Genomic DNA, 19,379 nt, shown 5'->3' on the forward strand with positions numbered 1-19,379 from the left:
CCCTGCGGACTGGCGCGGCCGGAATCAGCGGTGGGCGGTGGTAGTGCTCATGTCGCACGCTGGGCCGGCGCGGGGCGCGGGCCACCTTCTCGCAAGGGGTCTTGGAAGCGAATGGTAAACCAATCAGCCCGCTGTTGCGCATGCCGGCACGGGGCCGGCGGGCGCGTGGCATGATGCCGGCCACCTGTGCTGCCAGTGCCGACCATGACCATCAAGGGTAAAGCCACCTCGCTGGATATCGCCTACCTGGCCGGCGTGTCGCAGCCGACCGTGTCGCGCGCGCTGCGCGGCAGCCCGATGGTCAACGAAGAAACCCGCAAGCGCATCTTGCGCATCGCTAAGGAATTGAACTACAAGGTCGACAAGAACGCCTCGTCGCTGCGGCTGCGCAATGCCGGCACGCTGGCACTGCTGTTCTTCGAAGACCCCACCGCCGACGATTCGCTGATCAACCCGTTCTTCCATTCGATGCTGGGCTCGATCACCCGCGCCTGCGCGCTGCAGGGTTACGACCTGCTGGTGTCGTTCCAGCAGCTGTCCAAGGACTGGCAGGCAGATTACGAAGACAGCAACAAGGCCGACGGCATCATCCTGCTCGGCTACGGCGATTATCAGCAGTCGCGCCAGCGGCTGCAGTTGCTGGTCGAACAAGGTACCCACTTCGTGCGCTGGGGCGCGGCGCTGCCGGGGCAGCCGGGCATCTCGATCGGCAGCGACAATTACCAGGGCGGGCTGGATATCACCGAGCATCTGCTGGCGCAGGGCTGCCGCCGCATCGCCTTTCTCGGCCACGCGTCCAACCACTATCCCGAGTTCGAAGAGCGCTACCGCGGCTACGTGGCTGCGCTGAATCAGCAGGGTTTGGTGGCCGATCGCGCGCTGCAGTTCGACGCGATCACCACCGAGTCGTCCGGCCATGCCGCGTGCCTGGCGCTGCTCGACAGCGGCAAGGCATTCGATGCGGTGTGCGCGGCCAGCGACCTGATTGCGATCGGCGCAATGCGCGCCTTGCGCGAGCGCGGCCTGCGGGTGCCGCAGGATGTGGCGGTGAGCGGCTTCGACGATATCGCATTGGCGGCGTCGGTGGCGCCGGCGCTGTCGACGGTGCAGCAGGACACCAAGCAGGCCGGCACGCTCCTGGTGGAAAGCCTGGTGGCGCTGATCCGCGGCGAAGCGGCGCAGAGCCGCACGATTCCGGTGAAGCTGGCGCTGCGTGATTCCTCGCGCAGCAGTGGGCTGCAGCCACCGCTGGGCTGGAGACCGTCCGGCTCGGAGACCGGCGAGGCGGTGCTTGGCCGGGCCGCTGATGGGGCTGTCAGGCGTTGAGTCGGGAATCGGGAATCGGGAATCGTTAGAGCATACGTGACGGGCTGTGCGGGGTCAGCCGCAGCCATTGACGCCTCGTAGGAGCGCACCCGGGCGCGAGGGGCGTTCCCGGCAACGCCCATCGCGCCCGGGTGCGCTCCTACCTGTTACGCGCGGCCCCGTGCTGTCGCGGCCCGCAGCGTGACCAGGATCGAAATCACCGTCGGCCGGATTCGGAATTTGGGATTCGTTGGAGCGTGCGCGACAGCCCGCGATGTGATGCCTCGTAGGAGCGCACCCGGGCGCGACGGGGCGCTCCTGGCAACGCCCATCGCGCCCGGGGGCGCTCCTACCGGTTGCGGGCGTCGCGCGCGGCTTGCTCGGCCATCTGCGCGTCGAGCTGCCTGCGCAAGGCCGGGTCGGTGATCGGCGCGTCCGACAGCAGCACCCGCACCCCATGCGCGGGCACCGCCGCCAGCAGCCGACGCTGCACCGGCACCTGCTCGCCACTCATCGCGTCGCGCCAGGTGCCAGGCTGCAGAAAACGCGTCACCTCGATGTTCGCCGCCGCATCGCCCTTGTTGAGCAGCACCAACGCCGTCTGGCTGGCGCCCGCATGCTGATAGACCCGCAAAAACGCCGCGTGATCCTCGCGTAGCAGCACATCCACCTGCACGCCACGCTGCAATGCCGGGGTATCGCGACGCAGCCGCGCGATCTGCTGCAACGGGCCGAAAATCGGGCTGTGCGGTGCAGTGCGGATGCGCTCGGCACCGAAGTAATTGCGGTTGCCTGCATGTTCGGCACGCCCGCGCATGAAGCCGGTTTCCGAGCCGTAATAGATCACCGGGATGCCGCGCGCGGTAAACAGCCAGTTGTGCGCGTCGATGAAGCCGGTGTCGCTGGCATCCAGGCGCGCCATGTCGTGGTTATCGTAGAAGCTCATCAGCTCGTACGGATTGGCATACGGCCCCTGACGCAGAAACAGCGGCGCGGCAAGCTTCTCGAACCCGGCCTGCTCATGGCCGAAGACAGCGGACAGCTGCTGCTTCAACGGGAAATCCAGCACGCTGACGCCGGCATTGCGCGCCCAGGTATGCCCGGCAATCTTGTTGGCGTCGTAATCGAAGGCTTCGCCGAACATGAAGAACCCCGGACGTTTTTCGCGGATGCGCGCCACGAAGGCATGCCAGAAACGGTTGGGCATCCAGCCGATGGTGTCGATACGGAACGCGTCGGCGCCCTGCTCCATCCACTGCAGATACGCGCCGGCCAGATAATCGAGCACAGCGGGATTGTTTTCGTTGAGATCGGACAGCTCGGCCAGGCCGCCGCCGGTGTTGTAGAACGCGTGCAGCGGAACGTGCTGCGGATCCAGCTGCGCCGGTGGTAGATTCTGGTGATCGGCGACCAGTCGGCCATCGGCGTCGTACAGCTTGCCGAAGCCCGGCTGCGCCACCGGCATGCTGTAGGCCGGCGAGCCGTGATTGCCCACGATATCCAGCACTACCTTCAAGCGGTTGGCATGCATGGCGCGGGTGAAGCCGGCAAAGTCCAGGCCCGGACTGGGCAGATGCTCATCGAGCTTGTAGAAATTCACGCCCCAGTAGCCGTGATAGCCGGTCTTGCCGTGGTCGCTGAGCGTACTGCCGCAGCTGATCGGCTTGCCGCCGGTGAAGGCCTCATCCGGATTGTCGACAATCGGCGTGATCCACACCGCGCCAAAGCCCATGTCGCGGATGTAGTCGGCATGTTCGACGATGCCCTTGAAGTCGCCCCCCAGGTAACCGATGTTGTCGCCGACTCCATCTGCGCAAGGCGTCGGCACATCGAACGTGCGATGCGCACCGCCCTGGTCGCGCTGGTCGTTGCCGGGGTCGCCATTGACGAAACGGTCGGTCACCACGAAATACACCGCGTCGGCAGCGAACGGCTCCAGCGTGCCGTAGTAATCGCCGGGTGCAGCCGCCGCGCTCGCTGCTCCTGCAGATACGATCAATCCAGCCATCATCACCTGCCGCATCACTGCCCTCCCGAGGCCATTGGAACCCGCACCACGCACACACCGGCAATGAGCAAACTGGCGCCACCGATGGCCAGCGCATGGATCGGCTGACCGCCCAGCCAGACGCGCAGCACGAAGCCCAGTGCGCTGGCCGCGACCAGCTGCGGAATCACGATGAAAAAATTGAAGATGCCCATGTACACGCCCATCTTGGCGGCGGGCACGCTGTCGGACAGCAAGGCATAGGGCAGCGACAGGATCGAGGCCCAGGCAAAGCCGACACCCAGCATCGACAGCAGCAGCCACTGCGGGTCGCGGATCACCAGCATCGACAACAGCCCGGCCGCACCCAGCCACAGGTTGCACAGATGACTCCAGCGCAGGCCGATCGCACGCACCAGCAGTGGAATGACCAATGCCGCCAACGCCGCAAATCCGTTGTAGGCGCCAAACAACACGCCCACCCAGTTCGCACCTTCGTTGTAGGCTGCCGATGCGGTGTCCCTGGCACCGAAGTGCACCTGGGTAACCGCCGCGGTGGTGTAGATCCACATCGCAAACAGCGCGAACCAGGAGAAGAACTGCACCCAGGCCAGGCGTCGCATCGTCAGCGGCATGCTGCGCACGTCCTGCACGATCGCCACCAGCATGCCGGTCGATGGCAGCACGCGCGCCAACGCAAGCAGCGCACCGTAGGCGATGCACAGGCCGGCCAGCACGTAGAGCATGCGGTCGCCGTGCTGCCAGGCGATCGCAGCGGCGAGCAGCACACCGATGCCGCACCAGAGCGCACTCGCACGTTGCGGCGGCAAGGTGCCGGCGATCGCTGCAGCCGCTACAGGCGGATGCGCATCGTCGAAACCGGCCAGCTGCTGCGGGCTGTATTCGCGCGTGCGCAGCACCGTCCAGCTGATCGACAGGAACAGCACCGCGGCACCGAGGTAGAAGGCGTAGCGCACGCTGTCGGGCAACTGCCCCGGCGGCGCGGTATTGGCCACGCCCCAATGCGTGAGCAACCACGGCAGGAAACTCGCCACAATCGCGCCGACCCCGATGAAGAAGCTCTGCATCGCATAGCCGGTGGGCCGCTGCGCCGGTGGCAGTTGATCGCCGACCAGGGCGCGGAATGGCTCCATCGAGATGTTGATCGATGCATCCAGCACCCACAACGTGCCGGCGGCAATCCACAGCATCGGCGCGTTGGGCATCGCCAGCAAGGCCAGTGTGGTGAATACCGCGCCGACCATGAAATACGGACGTCGGCGCCCCCATGGCGTCCAGGTGCGGTCGGACAGGTAGCCGATGATGGGCTGCACGATCAGACCGGTGAGCGGTGCGGCGATCCACAGACCGGGCACATCGTCGACCTGCGCCCCCAGGGTCTGGAAGATGCGGCTGGCGTTGGCGTTCTGCAGCGCGAAGCCGAACTGGATACCGAGAAAGCCGAAACACATGTTCCAGATCTGCCAGAAACTCAGGCGTGGCTTGGCGGTCATTGCGCAGCCTCCGTGCTCGCTGCGGGGCCGACCAGCAGCGCACTCACCTGCGCGGTGTTGACCACGCCATCGCGACCACCGCGGCCGCCGTTGTACTGCGCAAAATGCGCGAGTGCGCTCATGTTGAAGCCATCTTCCAGCCGGAACCTACACTGCTGCCCGGCCACCACAGTGAAGCTGACCTGCGTGGACAGCTGCTCGCCCACGCTATGCGGCATCACCACGACCTGCGACTGCGTCGCCTGCCCCGTGCATTCCAGCAGCAGCCGCTTGACCGCCGCAGTGACGCCGGTATTGATCGGCCCGTTGGGGTTGCGATAACGCAGCGATACGCGATGCTGGCCCGCGCGCGTGGCAGTCCAAACCCAGGCCTCGCTGCCCGGGACTTCCTGCAACGGGCCGAGCGTCAACGCGGGACTGTGCAGCGACTCCAGGCCATCGGCGCGGCGGGCCAGGCTGAGCACGTGCAGCCGGCCGTCCTCGCGCAGGTCTAAGTGCCGCGTGGCGTCCAACGCATGCCCATCCATGTACAGCGTCGTCCCAGCCGGAATCACGATGCGGTGGCCGTCGCCCTGCCGTTGCGCGACGGGCGCCTCCGGCGTGCTGGGTGCGAACACCTGGCGTGGCTGCGGCGGGGCGGTGGTATCGGCCTTGCGACCGATCAGATACACCAACGTGGTCTGGCCTTGTTGCTCGACCTTCCCCGCCACCAGCAACTCACCCGCACTCGCCGTCGGCCGCTGCAGCACATAGCGTCGGGCGCCCTGTTCAAGCACGATCTGCTGGCGATCGCCAAACAACAACGGCACCAACGTACGCGGCAGTTTCGGCGTCACACTGCCATCGGCGCCAATGCCGAACACGCCTTCCAGCACCGCGGAGAGATAGCCGGCAACCGACCACAACTGGCGCGGCGAATTCACCACCGGGCCACTGCGGGGCCCCTCCTCCACATGCACCGCCAGGCTCTGCATCTCGTAGTTTTCCATGTTGGAGCCAGCCAGCGCGCTGCCGCGCATCAACGACTGCAGCTCCAGCGCAATGCGCGGCGCGTCGTCCAGCTGGCGTGCGGCGCGTAGCGCGTACGCACTGACGAAGGGCCAGACGGCGCGATTGTGATAAATCGGCTGCTCGGCGTCCTGCGGCCACACCACCGGGCTGCCGCCGGCAACCAGCGGATACCCGCGCAGCGCGGCACGCGCACGCTCCTTCGGAAACACCTCGGCCAGCACGCCAAGCGACACGCCGAGCAGATCGACCTTGGCATAGCGCACCGGATGCGCCGCATTGCCCAGATAGCTCACATACTGATTGCTGGGCGCATCCCAGAAGCGCGTGGCGATGGCCTGACGCAGCGCATCGGCCCACTGGGCGTACCTGGACGCACGCGCATCGCCATGCTGGCGCGCCAGCTGCTCGGCCAGGCGCAGGGCCTGGTAGTCCAGCACGTTGGTGGACAGGGCGAAGGACTCGGCAATGAAGCGCACATCCTGGCGCGTCCACTCCGGGTAGGTCTGCTCGCGCCAATCCAGAAACGAGGTTTCGCCGCGGTAGAGGCCGATCTGCGCATCGAAGACCGCGTCACGATCCTGCGCGAGGGTGGCCTGCAACGCCTCCCACACCTCTTCAGCGAACGCCTTGTCATCCAGCAGGCCGCGCGCGGCAAGAAACCACACCACGCGGTCGCTGCTGATCGGCCAGCTGCCACCGGAGCCGGTGTCCTGCGCAACAAACACCCCTGGCGTCTGCCCGTCGCGCGCCGCCGACAGCTTGAAGCGCAGCGCATTGCGCGTGCGCTCCGGCTCCAGCCGCGCCAACGCCAGATCGGCGGCGAAGCTGACATCGCGCGTCCATACGTAAGGCCAGCGCTCACCGGTTTCGAAACACGCGCACGGCACCGGCTTGCCGTCGTTGAAGGCCGGATCGCGAATCGCCTCGACACGGTCATCGGCCATTTCCTGCTGCGCCATGGCGAACAGGGCGTCGAACAACGGACTGGCGGTGTGGGTACGCATCGGCTGCGGCCCGATGCGGCGCTCGCCCTGCGGCCAGCGCAACACGAAACCGCCGTCTTCGAGCGCCTGCGCTTGCGCACGGCGGCCCTGGAATTCCAGCTCATCGGCCAACACCGGCGAGCTTGCCGCAACGCCGAGCGTTGCAGCCATGCAGATCATCTTCAGCATCGAAGCGGCCAGACGGCTTGCACCGTCGGCCTCCCTCCCTCGTTGCACGCGTTGTAGTGCGCGGCACTGGCGTGCCACGGGCGCGGACCCTCCCAGGTGCCGTGACGCCATGGTAGACGCGCGCTCAGCGGTTCCGCATCAATGCATACGTATTCATGGCAATGGCCGCAGTGCAGCATGGCTCATCCACGCCACAGCGCTGCATAGTCGCCGCTGACGCAACGGCCGCCTTGGGAGGGGATATGCCGCTGGTTTCACATCGCGTGCGTTCGATAGCGCGCGCCGCACGCAGTGCGCCACTGCTTGTCCTGTTGCTTGGCAGTCTTGCGGGCATCGCGCAGGCCGAGCGCATCGCCATCAGTGCCGATTCGCCCGGCAACGTCCTGCAGGTCACGCTGGAAGTGGACGGCGGCACGCCCTATTACCGCGTGCAACGCCTGGGCCTGCCAGTGCTGGAACGCTCGCGCCTGGGTTTCCAGTTGCGCGACGGCCGGCTGGACCGCGGCTTGGTCGTCCTCTCGCAAGCACGCCAAGCCCATGACGATACCTGGGAACAACCCTGGGGCGAGACGCGCCTGGTGCGCAACCACTACAACGAACTAAGCGTCAGCCTGGGCGAACGCAGCGGCGCGCAACGCCGCTTCGATGTGATCTTGCGCGTGTACGACGATGGCATCGGCCTGCGCTATCACTTTCCCGAGCAAGCGGGATTGCGCGAAGCCATCATCGACGAGGAAGTGACCGAATTCGCCGTCGCGCAACCGTCCGAGGCATGGTGGATTCCGGCAGGCGAGCCGATCCACTACGAATACCTGTATCAGCGCACGCCGTTGAACCAGGTCGCGCTGGCACATACGCCGCTTACCTTGCGCACCGAGAGCGGGCTGCATGTCGCGCTGCATGAGGCGGCGCTGGTCGACTACGCCGGCATGTGGCTGCGCCGTACCGAAGGCCAGCGCCTGCGCGCGCAGCTGTCGCCCGCTGCCGAAGGCTGGAAGGTGCGGCGCAAGCTGCCGTTCGATACGCCGTGGCGCACGCTGCAGATCGCCGACCAGGCCACCGGGCTGGTGGAGTCCAACCTGATCCTCAACCTCAACGCGCCCAACGCCCTGGGCGATGTGAGCTGGGTCAAGCCGTCCAAATACGTCGGGGTGTGGTGGTCCATGCATCTCAACCAGCAGACCTGGGCGACCGGGCCGACACACGGCGCCACCACTGCCAACACCAAGCGCCTTATCGATTTTGCCGCGGCACACGGCTTTCGTGGCGTGTTGGTGGAAGGCTGGAATCCGGGCTGGGACGGCGAATGGTTCGGCAACGGCGGCAGTTTCGATTTCACCAGGCCGACACCGGATTTCGACCTGCCCGCGCTGAGCAAATACGCCGCTGGCAAGGGCGTGCATCTGATCGGCCATCATGAAACGGGGTGCGCAGTGGATCATTACGAAGACCAGATTGCCGAAGCGATGGACCTGTATGCCCGGTTCGGCGTGGACTCGGTCAAGACCGGCTATGTCTGCGACGACGGCCAGGTGGAACGTCGTAACCCGGCAGGCGGCACACCGCTGCGCGAATGGCACGACGGCCAATGGATGGCACGCCATCATCTGCGCGTGGTGCAGGAAGCTGCCGCGCGCCACCTCGCAGTCAATGCGCACGAACCGATCAAGGACACTGGCCTGCGCCGCACCTATCCCAACTGGATCTCGCGCGAGGGCGCGCGTGGCATGGAATACAACGCCTGGGGCCAGCCACCGAATCCGCCCGAGCACGAGGTCAACCTGGTGTTCACCCGCCTGCTCGCCGGGCCGATGGATTACACGCCCGGCATCCTCAGCCTGAAAGGCCGCAACGGCCAGGCGATTCCCAGCACGCTTGCGCGCCAGCTGGCGCTGTACGTGACGCTTTACAGCCCGATCCAGATGGCCGCCGATCTGCCCGAGCATTATCTGCAGCACCGCGATGCCTTCCGCTTCATCGAGGACGTGGCGGTGGATTGGGATCAGACCCGCGCCTTGAATGGCGAAGTCGGCGACTACGTCACCATCGCGCGCAAGGATCGGCATAGCCGCGACTGGTTCCTGGGCAGCATCACCGACGAGCATGGCCGGTTGCTGCAGGTGCCGCTCGGATTCCTTGAGCCGGGCGTGCGCTACACCGCGCAGATCTATCGCGACGGCGACGGTGCGGACTATGTCAGCAACCCATTCGCCTTTGTCAGCGAACAACGCCAGGTCAGCAGTGCCGATACGCTGGAACTGCGTCTTGCGCCAGGTGGTGGGCAGGCGATTCGCTTCGTGCCGGTGGATGGCAGGCGCTGATTTGGTCGCAGCGGGCTGAAGAGCCCTTCAACGCGACCGAGTGCATCACGCAACGGCACCGCAACCGCTGCAGATTGCGCATTGGCGTTTCCTCACGACAGGCCAGGAGCGTACCGCGCCGCAGCAAAGCCGGCGTGGAATCGATTCCAGCGCAATCAGCCGGAGTGAATACGTATGCAGTGCCCGTTTGCACCCAGGTGCCGTGTCTACCATACGTCGCAGTCGTAACGTCCGTCGTGGCGCGCGATGCAATGCATCCAGGCGTCTGCCGGATCGAAAAATCAAAGAACAACATGTACCTGGGAGGGGAAAATGTTGAAGCACAAGCGCTCTGCGCTGAGTATCGCCCTGGCCGTCGCCATGGCACCGACGTTGGCCGCCGCGCAATCGGCGACACCGGCGCAAGCAACCGACACCGAACAAACCGCTGGCGCGGTGACCGACTTGGACAAGGTCCAGGTCACCGGCCTGCGCCGCGCGATCGAAGGTGCCATCTCGGTCAAGCGGGATTCGACCTCGATCGTGGAAGCCATTTCGGCCGAAGATATCGGCCGGCTGCCCGACGTCAGCATCGCCGAGTCGCTCGCGCGCCTGCCTGGCCTGGCGGCGCAACGTGTGGCCGGTCGCGCACAGGTCATCAGCGTGCGCGGGCTGTCGCCGGACTTCTCCACCACCCTGCTCAACGGCCGCGAAGTGGTCAGCACAGGCGATAACCGCAGCGTGGAATTCGACCAGTACCCGTCCGAACTGGTCAGCGGTGTCACCGTCTACAAGACGCCCGACGCCGGCCTGGTCGGCCAGGGCCTGTCCGGCACCGTCGACATGCAGACTGCACGCCCGCTCAGCTACAACGAGCGCGTGATCGCCATCGGTGGCCGTTACCAACGCAATTCGCTGGGCAAGGCCGCCAACGTCGACCCATACGGCAACCGCTTCAATGTCAGCTACATCGACCAGTTCGCCGACCGCACCATCGGCCTGACCATCGGCTACGCACACACCGACATGCCGATCCAGGAAAACCAGGTCGGCCTGTACGAGCCGTGGCAACCGGTCAACGCACAGCGCCCGCGCCCCGGCGTGGCCGACGGCGTGTATTTTTCCGACGGCATCAAGGCATTGCGCCGCACCGGCAACCAGAAGCGCGACGGCGTCATGGCCACTTTGCAATACCGGCCGTCCAACGCCTGGACCAGCACGCTCGACGCCTTCCACACCAAGGCCGAGCAGATCGACACCGCCAACCAGTTCGAGCTCAACCTGAGCAACTACAACGGTGGCTACACGCCGGGCCTGAACATCAGCAACGTGCGCGTCAACGACAGCAACAGCTTCACCGGCGGCGACGCCAGTGGCGTCTATCCGCTGGTCCGCGGCATGTACAACAAGCGCGAAGACACCATCGATGCATTCGGCTGGAACAATGAGATCACTGCCGGTGCGGTCAAGATCACTGCCGATCTCAATTACTCCAAGGCCACGCGCGACGAACTGAACCTGGAAAACAATCTCCAGCGTGCGCCGATGCCGCAGCTGGATACCGTCGGCGTATCGGTTGTCGGCAACGGTTTCTCCCAGCTTGCGCCGGGAATGGATTACTCCAATCCCGATCAGCTGTTTCTCACCAACACCATCTACGGCTCCGGCTACGGCAAGGTGCCGAGCGTGGAAGATGTGCTCAAGGGCGCACGCCTGCAGGCCAGCTTCCCGATGCCCGAAGCGCTGAGCTGGTTCTCGGATCTGGATGTGGGCGTCAACTACGCCAATCGCGAAAAACAGAAAACCCAGCCGGAAGGCAACATCACCCTTGGCGCGCAGGGCGAATCCACCATAGCATCGGACCTGCAATACGCGCCGGTCAACCTGGGCTTTGCCGGCATCGGTACCCTGCCCGCCTGGAACGTCCCGGCGGTGGTCTCGCGTTACATGCTGTTCAATCCCAGCGACGATGCCTCGTTCCTGGTGTCCAAGGCCTGGACCGTGGAAGAAAAGATCACCACCGCCTGGCTGCGCGCCAATCTCGATACCGAATGGGGCGATGTGGGCGTGCGCGGCAATATCGGCGTGCAGCTGCAGAGCGCCGACCAATCCTCGCGCGCAAATTATTGGGACGCGTCGCAGCCGGCAGGCAGTGAAGTGCGCCCGATCGACGACGGCAAGACCTATCGCGACTGGCTGCCCAGCCTGAATCTGGCCTTCCAGTTCCCGTACGAACAGACACTGCGCTTTGCGATGGCAAAGCAGGTCGCACGCCCACGCGTAGATCAGCTGCGCGCCTCGCTGGAATTCGGCGTCGACACCTCCACCGGCCGCCCCGGCGCCAGCGGCGGTAACCCGATGCTGGACCCCTGGCGCGCCAACGCCATCGACCTTTCCTACGAAAAATATTTCGCCGAACGCGCCTACGTGGCTGCCGCGTTTTTCTACAAGGACCTGAAGAGCTACATCTACACCCAGAGCCGCGACAACTACGACTTCTCCGCGCTGGTGGCCGGCTATGTGCCGCCGCCGGGCTCGGCGCCAGTACTGACCACCGGCACCTTCAGCGCCCCGTTCAACGGAAAGGGCGGCACCCTGCGCGGCGTCGAACTCACCGCTTCGCTGCCGCTGGATCTGGTCTTCGCTCCGTTGGAAGGTTTCGGCATCCAGGCTAGCGCCACCTTCAACGACAGCGACGTCAAGATCCGCGACCCGGAAAGTGCTTCCAGCGTCGGTGACGGCGAAATCAGCCTGCCCGGCCTGTCCGAACGCGTCTACAACCTCACCGCCTACTACGAGCACAAGGGCTTCGAAGCACGCGTCAGCCAGCGCCGCCGCTCGGACTTCATCGGCGAGATCGGCAACTTCAACGGCAACCGCACGCTGCGCTACGTGGTCGGCGAAAACATCACCGATGCGCAGATCAGCTACAGCTTCAACGACAGCAGCGATCTTGCCGGCCTGACCTTGCTGCTGCAGGCCAGTAACCTCAGCAACTCGCCCTACCGCACCTATGCCGAAACCAAGGACCGTCCGCTGGAATACATCGAATGGGGCCGCACCTTCGTGCTGGGCATCAACTACAAGTTCTGATGAGCTGTGAACTGCAAACGATGCGCTGATTGGCGACATCTTTGTCTGTGGCCACATTGCTAACTGTGGCTACGCTACCTACGTGACAACCGGCGCATCACCTGGCTGGCCGGCCCCGGTGCCAGCCCTCTCCACCGGGACACCAAATCCCCTCTCCCACCGGGAGAGGGGTTGGGATGAGGGTTCGGCACAAGCGCAACGCGCGCCAATCAAGCAGGGCCAGTTCTGCTCTGTCGGGCTCCATGGGCCGTCATTCAAGATGCGGCCTCTAACTAGAAGAACCGAATGCTCTCCTGATCAAAACGACGACATCGACCAAAGAAAACCCGCCGATGTGAAACCGGCGGGTTTTCTTTTGATCCAAGATTTTCAAAATCCAAGCTTGCACTGCCCTTCGCGAAGCGCACAGGATCGACCGCCAGTCATGCCTCCCCGCGCATCAGCACCTCCCTGCGCGTAACATTCGCCTGTCGCACCGGAACGGGGCCAATCTCCCGGCACCATCAGCGCCTGCCTGCACCAACACGAATCCAAGCCGTTGCTGCAAGGCCGCCGGCAACGCTAACGTCCTCGCAGTCCATCGCCATCCACGTGCAGCCTTCTGGTCAGACCACCCCGACTGGCATGGAGAACAGCACACCCTGCCTCATCCAGAGAGCGGGGACCTGATCGACCGGGAATAGCCGCACAGCTGGCGTAACGCTATAAATGCTTGGCAAACCAAGCAATCGTCACTACAAAGAAAAGCGAGGCATTCCCCTAAGGAATGCCTCGCCGCGTTCCAGACAATCACGCACAGACAGCTAGCTGGCGCGACAGAACGTCAGCGAACTTCGATCGCACAAACCACTGCATGCCCGGCCAAGCGCAGGCGGTCATGTTCGATGGCTCCGCGCTCCACGCCGGGCACATTGACCTGCTTCCACGCGCCAGCCGGCAGCCCAAGCTCGGCTGCATCGGCCGACAGATTGAATGCCAGCAACATCACCTGGCCGGCGTGCTCGCGCCGGAACATCAGCACAGGTTCGGCGGTGTCGTAGAACGTGATCGCCCCCTCGCGCAGCGCAGGCTCGCCCCTGCGCCAAGCCAGGAACTGCCGCACCGCACTGAGCACGGACAACGGATCGTCCTGCTGCACGCTCACCGCAGCCGCACGATGCTCCTCGGCCAGCGGCAACCACGGCTTGCCGCTGCTGAACCCTGCCGACGGCGCATCCGTCCATGGCATCGGCGTGCGGCAGCCATCGCGACCCTTGAAGGTTGGCCAGAAGGTGATGCCATACGGATCGCGCAGATCCTCGAACGCCACATCTGCCTCGCCCAGGCCCAGCTCCTCGCCCTGGTACAGGCAGATCGAGCCACGCAGCGAACACAGCATTGCAACCACCATTCGCGCAAACGTCGGCGATGCATCGGCCCCACCCCAGCGTGTCACCGCGCGCACCACGTCGTGGTTGGAAATGGCCCAGCATGGCCAACCTTCCAGCATCGTGGCTTCGAGCCGGCTCACCGTCTCGCGGATATAAGCAGCACTGTAGTCCTGCACCAGCAGCTCGAAGCTGTAGCCCATATGCAGGCGGCCATGGGCGGTGTACTCGGCAGTGGTCGCCAGCGAGTCCTCCGACGAGATCTCGCCAAGGCTCACTGCATTCGGATAAAGATCCAACAGCCCGCGCAAGCGCTCCAGGAACGCTAGATTTTCCGGCTGCGTGTTGTTGAAGTAGTGATACTGATACGCGTAAGGGTTGTCGGCACTGAACCCACGCCCCACCCGCTTGTCGGCCGGCTTGGCCGGATTGTCACGCAGCTGCGCATCGTGGAAGCAGAAGTTGATCGCATCCAGGCGGAACCCATCCACCCCGCGATCCAGCCAGAAGCGTACGTTATCCAGCGTCGCCTGCTGCACCTCGGCGTTGTGAAAGTTGAGGTCCGGCTGATCCACCAGGAAGTTGTGCAGGTAATACTGCTCACGCCGCGGCTCCCATTGCCACGCCACCCCACCAAACAGCGACAACCAATTGTTCGGCGGCGTCCCGTCCTCACGCGGATCGGCCCACACGTACCAATCCGCCTTTGCGTTGGTCCGGTCCTGCCGGCTCTCCTGGAACCACGCATGCGCGATCGAGGTATGGCTCAACACCTGGTCGATCATCACCTTCAAGCCAAGGCCGTGCGCCTTGTCGAGCAGGCGATCGAAGTCATCCAGCGTCCCGAACAGCGGATCCACTGCACGGTAGTCCGCGATGTCGTAGCCGAAATCGGCCATCGGCGACTTGAAGAACGGCGAAATCCAGATCGCATCCACGCCCAACCCGGCGATGTAGTCGAGCTTGGCGATGATCCCGGGAAGATCGCCCACCCCATCGCCATTGGAATCCAGAAAACTACGCGGATAAATCTGATAGATGACGGCCCCGCGCCACCATGGTGTCTGCGACATGTACGCCCCTCCCGGGCCATTGCGGGCGCCAAATAGACGCTCAGCCAAGTCCGTTAGCGTAGCTGTGCCCACCGCATGCGGGGCATTTTTGCATACGTATTCATAGCGCTACGAAGCGACGCGCAAATACCTCAGAAACTTACATTATGGCGCGCACCATTTCACTCGTCGTCAAGGGAGATGGCAGGGAAGAAGCTTAACTCAAAAAATCGAACCGTCGCATATGGAATGTTGTTCTGCGACTGAAACAACCTTAGAGCAAACGACACTAAATACGATTTACTAAAAATCTTAATCAATCAGTATATAGCCCGTACACCAATACGTGACGGGCTTTAAAAAACGTTTCGTCTACAGGGGAGAGGTTATGCTCGACTCTCAAGGTCGTCGTCTTTGGCGCGCTTGCGTTTTCCCGAGCCCTTTCGGTTCGCATAAAAGTCTTCCAGCCACTGCTCCGGCGTCAGCTGGTCTACGCTTACACCCAGCTTGTCGGCTTTCCGCGACAAAATTTGATGCATGATTTCAATGTTGTCGGTTGAAGATGAAATCACCGAAAGGGCATCATCCATCCCACGCAGGTTGAGCTGGCACACCGCCGAGGCATGGCCCTGCTTAACCAGGAAGCAACGCGAGCGCTCGTCCAGCGACACCACCACCTGATACTCGGCATCGGTGAGCTTGAGCCCTTCCATGTAGTCATCGCGGCTGGCGCTGGGATTGGGCAGCAGGATCATGGTCGCGGTCTGTTCGATCAATGCAGCCGCGATGTCGCTGGCAAGTGCATCCTCCGGACTTTGGGTGGCAAAAATACCCAGGCCATTCTGCTTACGGATGGTCTTCTGCTTGTTCTTGGCGAATTCCTTCAGCCCACCCTTGCCGTCCAAAATCTTCCAGAACTCGTCCATCACGTAGATCAGCGGACGGCCATCAATCAGAGCCTCCAGCCGATGCAGCAGATAGTTGATCACCGGCACACGAACTTCTGCATTATCGATCACATCGGTGTAGTCGAAGCCGATGATCGATGCGCGCGTCAGGTCGATGGTGTCCACCGGATTATCGAACACCCAGCCGAGCGAATTGCCGGCAGTCCAGCGGCGCAGGCGCGCATATAGCCCATCGTCGCCCATGTTCGGCAGGCTCTTACGGAAGTTGCTCATGCTGCGCAGATGCATCGGCGTGTCCAGCATGCCCTCCACCGCACGATAAATATCTTCTTCCTCGCGCGAACTGTACTCCGACTTGCCGCCCAGCACCTTCATCAGCTCAGCCAGAAATTGCGTGTTGGCCTCGTTGCGTTCGCACTGGAACGGGTTAAAGCCCGTTGGCGCACCATTCTCTAGCGCAAGATAATTGCCCCCGCAGGCACGCACAAAGATTTCGGCACCGCGGTCTTTGTCAAAGAAGAAGATGGTCGGAACCGGATCGAGCTTCTGCACCTGGCTCAACAGAAAATTGATCAGCGCGGTCTTACCCGTACCCGACTTGCCGATCACCATCGTGTTCGCGATAGCTTTCTCGCCCAGCGAGTTTTCGGCCGGATGGGTAGCGTGGAAGTTGAAATAATACGGTTGACCATTGGTGGTCTGCAGCGTGGTCACGCAGTCCCCCCAAGGATTGTTATGTTGCTTACCCTGCGCAAAGTTATGCAGCGGGGAAAGACCGAGAAAGTTAAGAGAACTGAGATTGGCAATTCGAGTACGGAAACGCCAATTGCCTGGTAGTTGCGCATAAAATGAAGACGCTACTGCGAGATCTTCCTTGGACGAGACAAAACCGGCATTGGATAGTTCAGCACGGGTCGTTGCGATCTGCTTGGCCAGCTTCTCTTGGCTGTCGGCATAAACAGCAATCGTAAAATGGTATTCACCAAGCACAAAATTGCCCGAAGCCACGTCATCCATCGCAACATCCAGATCCCGAATCTGACTGGACGACTTGTCTCCCGACGAGATCATCATACCCTTTGTACGCTCTAGCACTTTAAGTGCGTCGTGGCGGCCGACAGGACTAAACGAGTGCGTCACCACGTACTCAAAATCCAGGTACTTCAGACCGTTGAGAATGCCTGGATACGTTCCATCAGCATATTCTTTAACGTTAAGAATTGCACCGAAGTGATTAAGACCATCGGGCGTGCGAATGACGAAGTCACCTGTCTTATTAGCAAACATGTGCTTACTAACTGGAAGGTATGCCTGCACCGGCGCTTGCAACACAGGAACAGGCTCATCAATCCGGTTAAGCAAATAGCCAAGAAACTCCAACGTCTCTGAAAAAACAATACCGTTCTTGGCTTCATACATGCCCAACCGGTAAGGCGAATAGTCCTTTAGCACCGCCTCCACGTTGGTGGCGAGCTCTATCATCTTCGCTACCGCCTGCTCTTCTTCCAGGCGGATTCGCTCCGGGTCGCCAGACTTTTCGACAAGACGACGACCAGTGACCACCGGCCTGTAGATCATGCTGAAGTAAAGCTCATTCTGCATGATCTTTTGCGACGATAGAGCAGCATAATACTCGTCGGACAACCCCTGATTGAAAGACTGCTTGAAGCGACTGGTATTGCCAATCCTGCGACGACGGCGGACGTCGTGCACCCAGAATGCCACGTTCGCGAAATCTGGCGCACGTAAGGTCTGAAGCAGGCGATTGAACGTGTTGTGACGCTGTTCCAACTCGAACTCGTCGCGTCCGACGAAAGGAAGGCCACCTAGATGCCAGATCAACAAATAGTCGCCACCAGTCGTCTTTAGAACCGACGGTGCCACATGCGTCGAAATGGAGACGAATTCGCTGATCGGACTATCTGGACTTAACATGGAATTACCAGTTTAAAGAAGGAAACGTCAAAAAAAAGCAATCGACATAAGCACCAGCCCCATGCAGCTTGCGCGCATGGGGCTGATAGAGCAGATCCAGGTGTTTACTGACGTTTTCCAGCAAGCACCTTGCGATATTCGTTTGGGCTAAATACCCACATCCCGGAATAGCGCTGCAGGTTACGGACGCGCATCCGAAACAACCATCGCAACCCTAACAACCTGAAAATCATTTCATCCCTTTTGGCCATTTGCTGCATGATGAAGATGAAAACAGGAATAGTAAGGAGGAACCATAAATCAAAGTACATACCCATCATCAGGCCACCACCAGCACCGACGAAGAATGGGATATAGGGGACCCCCAAGAACATCGCCGGGCGGGTGCACCCACGAAAAAGTACATCTTTACGCATAGTGATGGATGGCTTGCAATAGCGCCATGGCCGCTTCACCGGTGCACTGGTTGTCACGCTTGCCAATCACCATATTGGCAATCTGGCCGGCAGCACCAATCAACACGCCGCCAATCAGAATCGGCGACACTTCCGAGATGCGTTTGTGAGCGAAAGCAATCTGATAACCAGCGACAATTACCGCAATCGTCACCACAGCTACAGAACCCATCGTAAGCAGCGTATTAACGTTATCCAGAAAACCGCAAACCTTCTCGTCGGTCTTTGCCAGGTCACCGACCTGTGCGCCAGCACCACCGGCTACCAGCAAGGCTGAGGTGAAGAGCAAGGCCTTCAGGGCCTGAATACCGACCATCTTGGCGTCGGCAACCAACTGTTTGTTATTCACTGACTTCATAATCTATCTCCTTGGAGCAGGGGGACTCGAACCATCCGATGGCAATTTTTCATCCTTGCTAAAACACAAAAGCACTGTCTACTTGAGACTGTCGAGGTGGCGGGGGATCAGGAGCTGGCGCGACTTGACGAGCCGCAGCAGAAACAGCGGCCTGCGCCCCTGCAGCAGGCACAGCGATACCGCGCCCCTGTCCGGTTGCCCGAATGACGTAAAGGTCGCTTTCTGCTGGAATCGGCGAGGAGGTCACGGCAGGCTGCGCAGGAGCGGCAGTGGCAGCGGGTGTATTTTCGGGCAGCGCTTGGCGTTGCACCTGATTTTGCGCAGGTGCAGCCATGTCTTGAATCCGACGAGAAACGATGGCATCTGCAAGTCCTGCGGCAATTTGACGCGCCGGATTCTCGTTACGTATCTTGATCGGCCGATTAGGAATGACCCCAATCGGCTCAGCACCGCTCGCGGAAGCCACCGACTGCCGGATGGATGCGTAAATCTTTTGTACATAGCCGTGCTTGAAACCAGTTTCAAAATTACCGGAGTAGTAGCAGCTGAACGATTTACCCCAATCTGCACCTGAACGGGAGTGGCATTCCGCGAGAATCTTCGATGCTGCCACCAAATTAGGGCACTTGGCAAATGCCATCTCGTAACTAGTCAGTCCGTACTTCAGCAGGTTATAGCGATTGACCTGACCCAGGCCAAGAGAAAAGTTGTAGCCCTTCTGCTCCAACATCCGCGCAGTAGCGACCGCTTCTTCAAGCCCCCGCGGCTCACGCACCAACCTGCCTCCAACCACACCGATTGCGTAAGGGTTACGTGAGGATTCGACACGTACTACATGCTGCATCACCTCGCCGGGAACGGCTAGTCCAGTGCATCCCATGAGCTCCATGCCAGGCAACATAGCGGCCTCCTCAAATTCGAT

Annotated in this window: 11 protein-coding genes; 3 read left to right on the plus strand and 8 right to left on the minus strand. The window is 62.0% G+C overall.

The genetic code is table 11. The annotated features are described in order from the left end of the window. Positions 1-204 precede the first annotated feature (204 nt). Positions 205-1,326, plus strand: coding sequence for a LacI family DNA-binding transcriptional regulator (locus AC1PLS_RS12880; protein ID WP_179465570.1), 1,122 nt, complete (start codon positions 205-207; stop codon positions 1,324-1,326). Between the two features lie 328 nt (positions 1,327-1,654). Here AC1PLS_RS12880 and AC1PLS_RS12885 read toward each other — a convergent pair whose 3' ends face one another. Genes AC1PLS_RS12885 through AC1PLS_RS12895 form a run of 3 tightly spaced genes read right to left on the minus strand, consistent with a single transcriptional unit; the run spans position 1,655 to position 6,989 of the window. Continuing rightward, positions 1,655-3,313: an alpha-amylase family glycosyl hydrolase gene (locus AC1PLS_RS12885; protein ID WP_260300032.1), complete on the minus strand. Its 1,659-nt coding sequence runs from the start codon at positions 3,311-3,313 to the stop codon at positions 1,655-1,657. A 14-nt stretch (positions 3,314-3,327) separates the two neighbouring features. Then, positions 3,328-4,806 (minus strand): MFS transporter, encoded by a 1,479-nt coding sequence (locus tag AC1PLS_RS12890; protein ID WP_481103762.1) that lies wholly within the window; start codon positions 4,804-4,806, stop codon positions 3,328-3,330. Beyond that, positions 4,803-6,989 carry a glucosidase family protein gene (locus AC1PLS_RS12895; RefSeq protein WP_481103763.1) on the minus strand — a complete coding sequence of 729 codons (2,187 nt, stop codon included), beginning with the start codon at positions 6,987-6,989 and terminating at the stop codon, positions 4,803-4,805. Before AC1PLS_RS12895 ends, AC1PLS_RS12890 begins: the two co-directional genes overlap by 4 nt. 242 nt (positions 6,990-7,231) lie before the next feature. Between AC1PLS_RS12895 and AC1PLS_RS12900 the strand changes: the two genes are divergently transcribed. Further along, positions 7,232-9,310 carry a glycoside hydrolase family 97 protein gene (locus AC1PLS_RS12900; protein WP_184431563.1) on the plus strand — a complete coding sequence of 693 codons (2,079 nt, stop codon included), beginning with the start codon at positions 7,232-7,234 and terminating at the stop codon, positions 9,308-9,310. A gap of 312 nt (positions 9,311-9,622) precedes the next feature. Further along, a complete protein-coding gene (locus AC1PLS_RS12905) occupies positions 9,623-12,382 on the plus strand; it encodes a TonB-dependent receptor (RefSeq protein ID WP_184431564.1) in 2,760 nt (919 codons plus the stop codon). A gap of 823 nt (positions 12,383-13,205) precedes the next feature. Here AC1PLS_RS12905 and AC1PLS_RS12910 read toward each other — a convergent pair. From AC1PLS_RS12910 to AC1PLS_RS12930, 5 genes are all read right to left on the minus strand, one after another. Next, the gene (locus AC1PLS_RS12910) at positions 13,206-14,822 is read right to left on the minus strand and encodes an alpha-glucosidase (protein WP_184431566.1); all 1,617 of its coding nucleotides are present in this window, start codon (positions 14,820-14,822) and stop codon (positions 13,206-13,208) included. Between the two features lie 365 nt (positions 14,823-15,187). Continuing rightward, positions 15,188-17,644 carry a VirB4 family type IV secretion/conjugal transfer ATPase gene (locus tag AC1PLS_RS12915; protein WP_024937940.1) on the minus strand — a complete coding sequence of 819 codons (2,457 nt, stop codon included), beginning with the start codon at positions 17,642-17,644 and terminating at the stop codon, positions 15,188-15,190. A 104-nt stretch (positions 17,645-17,748) separates the two neighbouring features. Further along, complete coding sequence (locus AC1PLS_RS12920; RefSeq protein ID WP_049818018.1) at positions 17,749-18,060, minus strand: VirB3 family type IV secretion system protein; 312 nt, start codon at positions 18,058-18,060, stop codon at positions 17,749-17,751. Further along, positions 18,053-18,457 carry a TrbC/VirB2 family protein gene (locus AC1PLS_RS12925; protein ID WP_024937942.1) on the minus strand — a complete coding sequence of 135 codons (405 nt, stop codon included), beginning with the start codon at positions 18,455-18,457 and terminating at the stop codon, positions 18,053-18,055. The genes AC1PLS_RS12920 and AC1PLS_RS12925 overlap by 8 nt, the downstream gene beginning before the upstream one ends. A 58-nt stretch (positions 18,458-18,515) precedes the next feature. Next, positions 18,516-19,346, minus strand: a complete 831-nt coding sequence (locus AC1PLS_RS12930; protein WP_049818023.1) for a lytic transglycosylase domain-containing protein — start codon at positions 19,344-19,346, stop codon at positions 18,516-18,518. Between the last annotated feature and the right edge of the window lie 33 nt (positions 19,347-19,379).

This window comes from Xanthomonas sp. NCPPB 3218 (genome assembly GCF_056725185.1).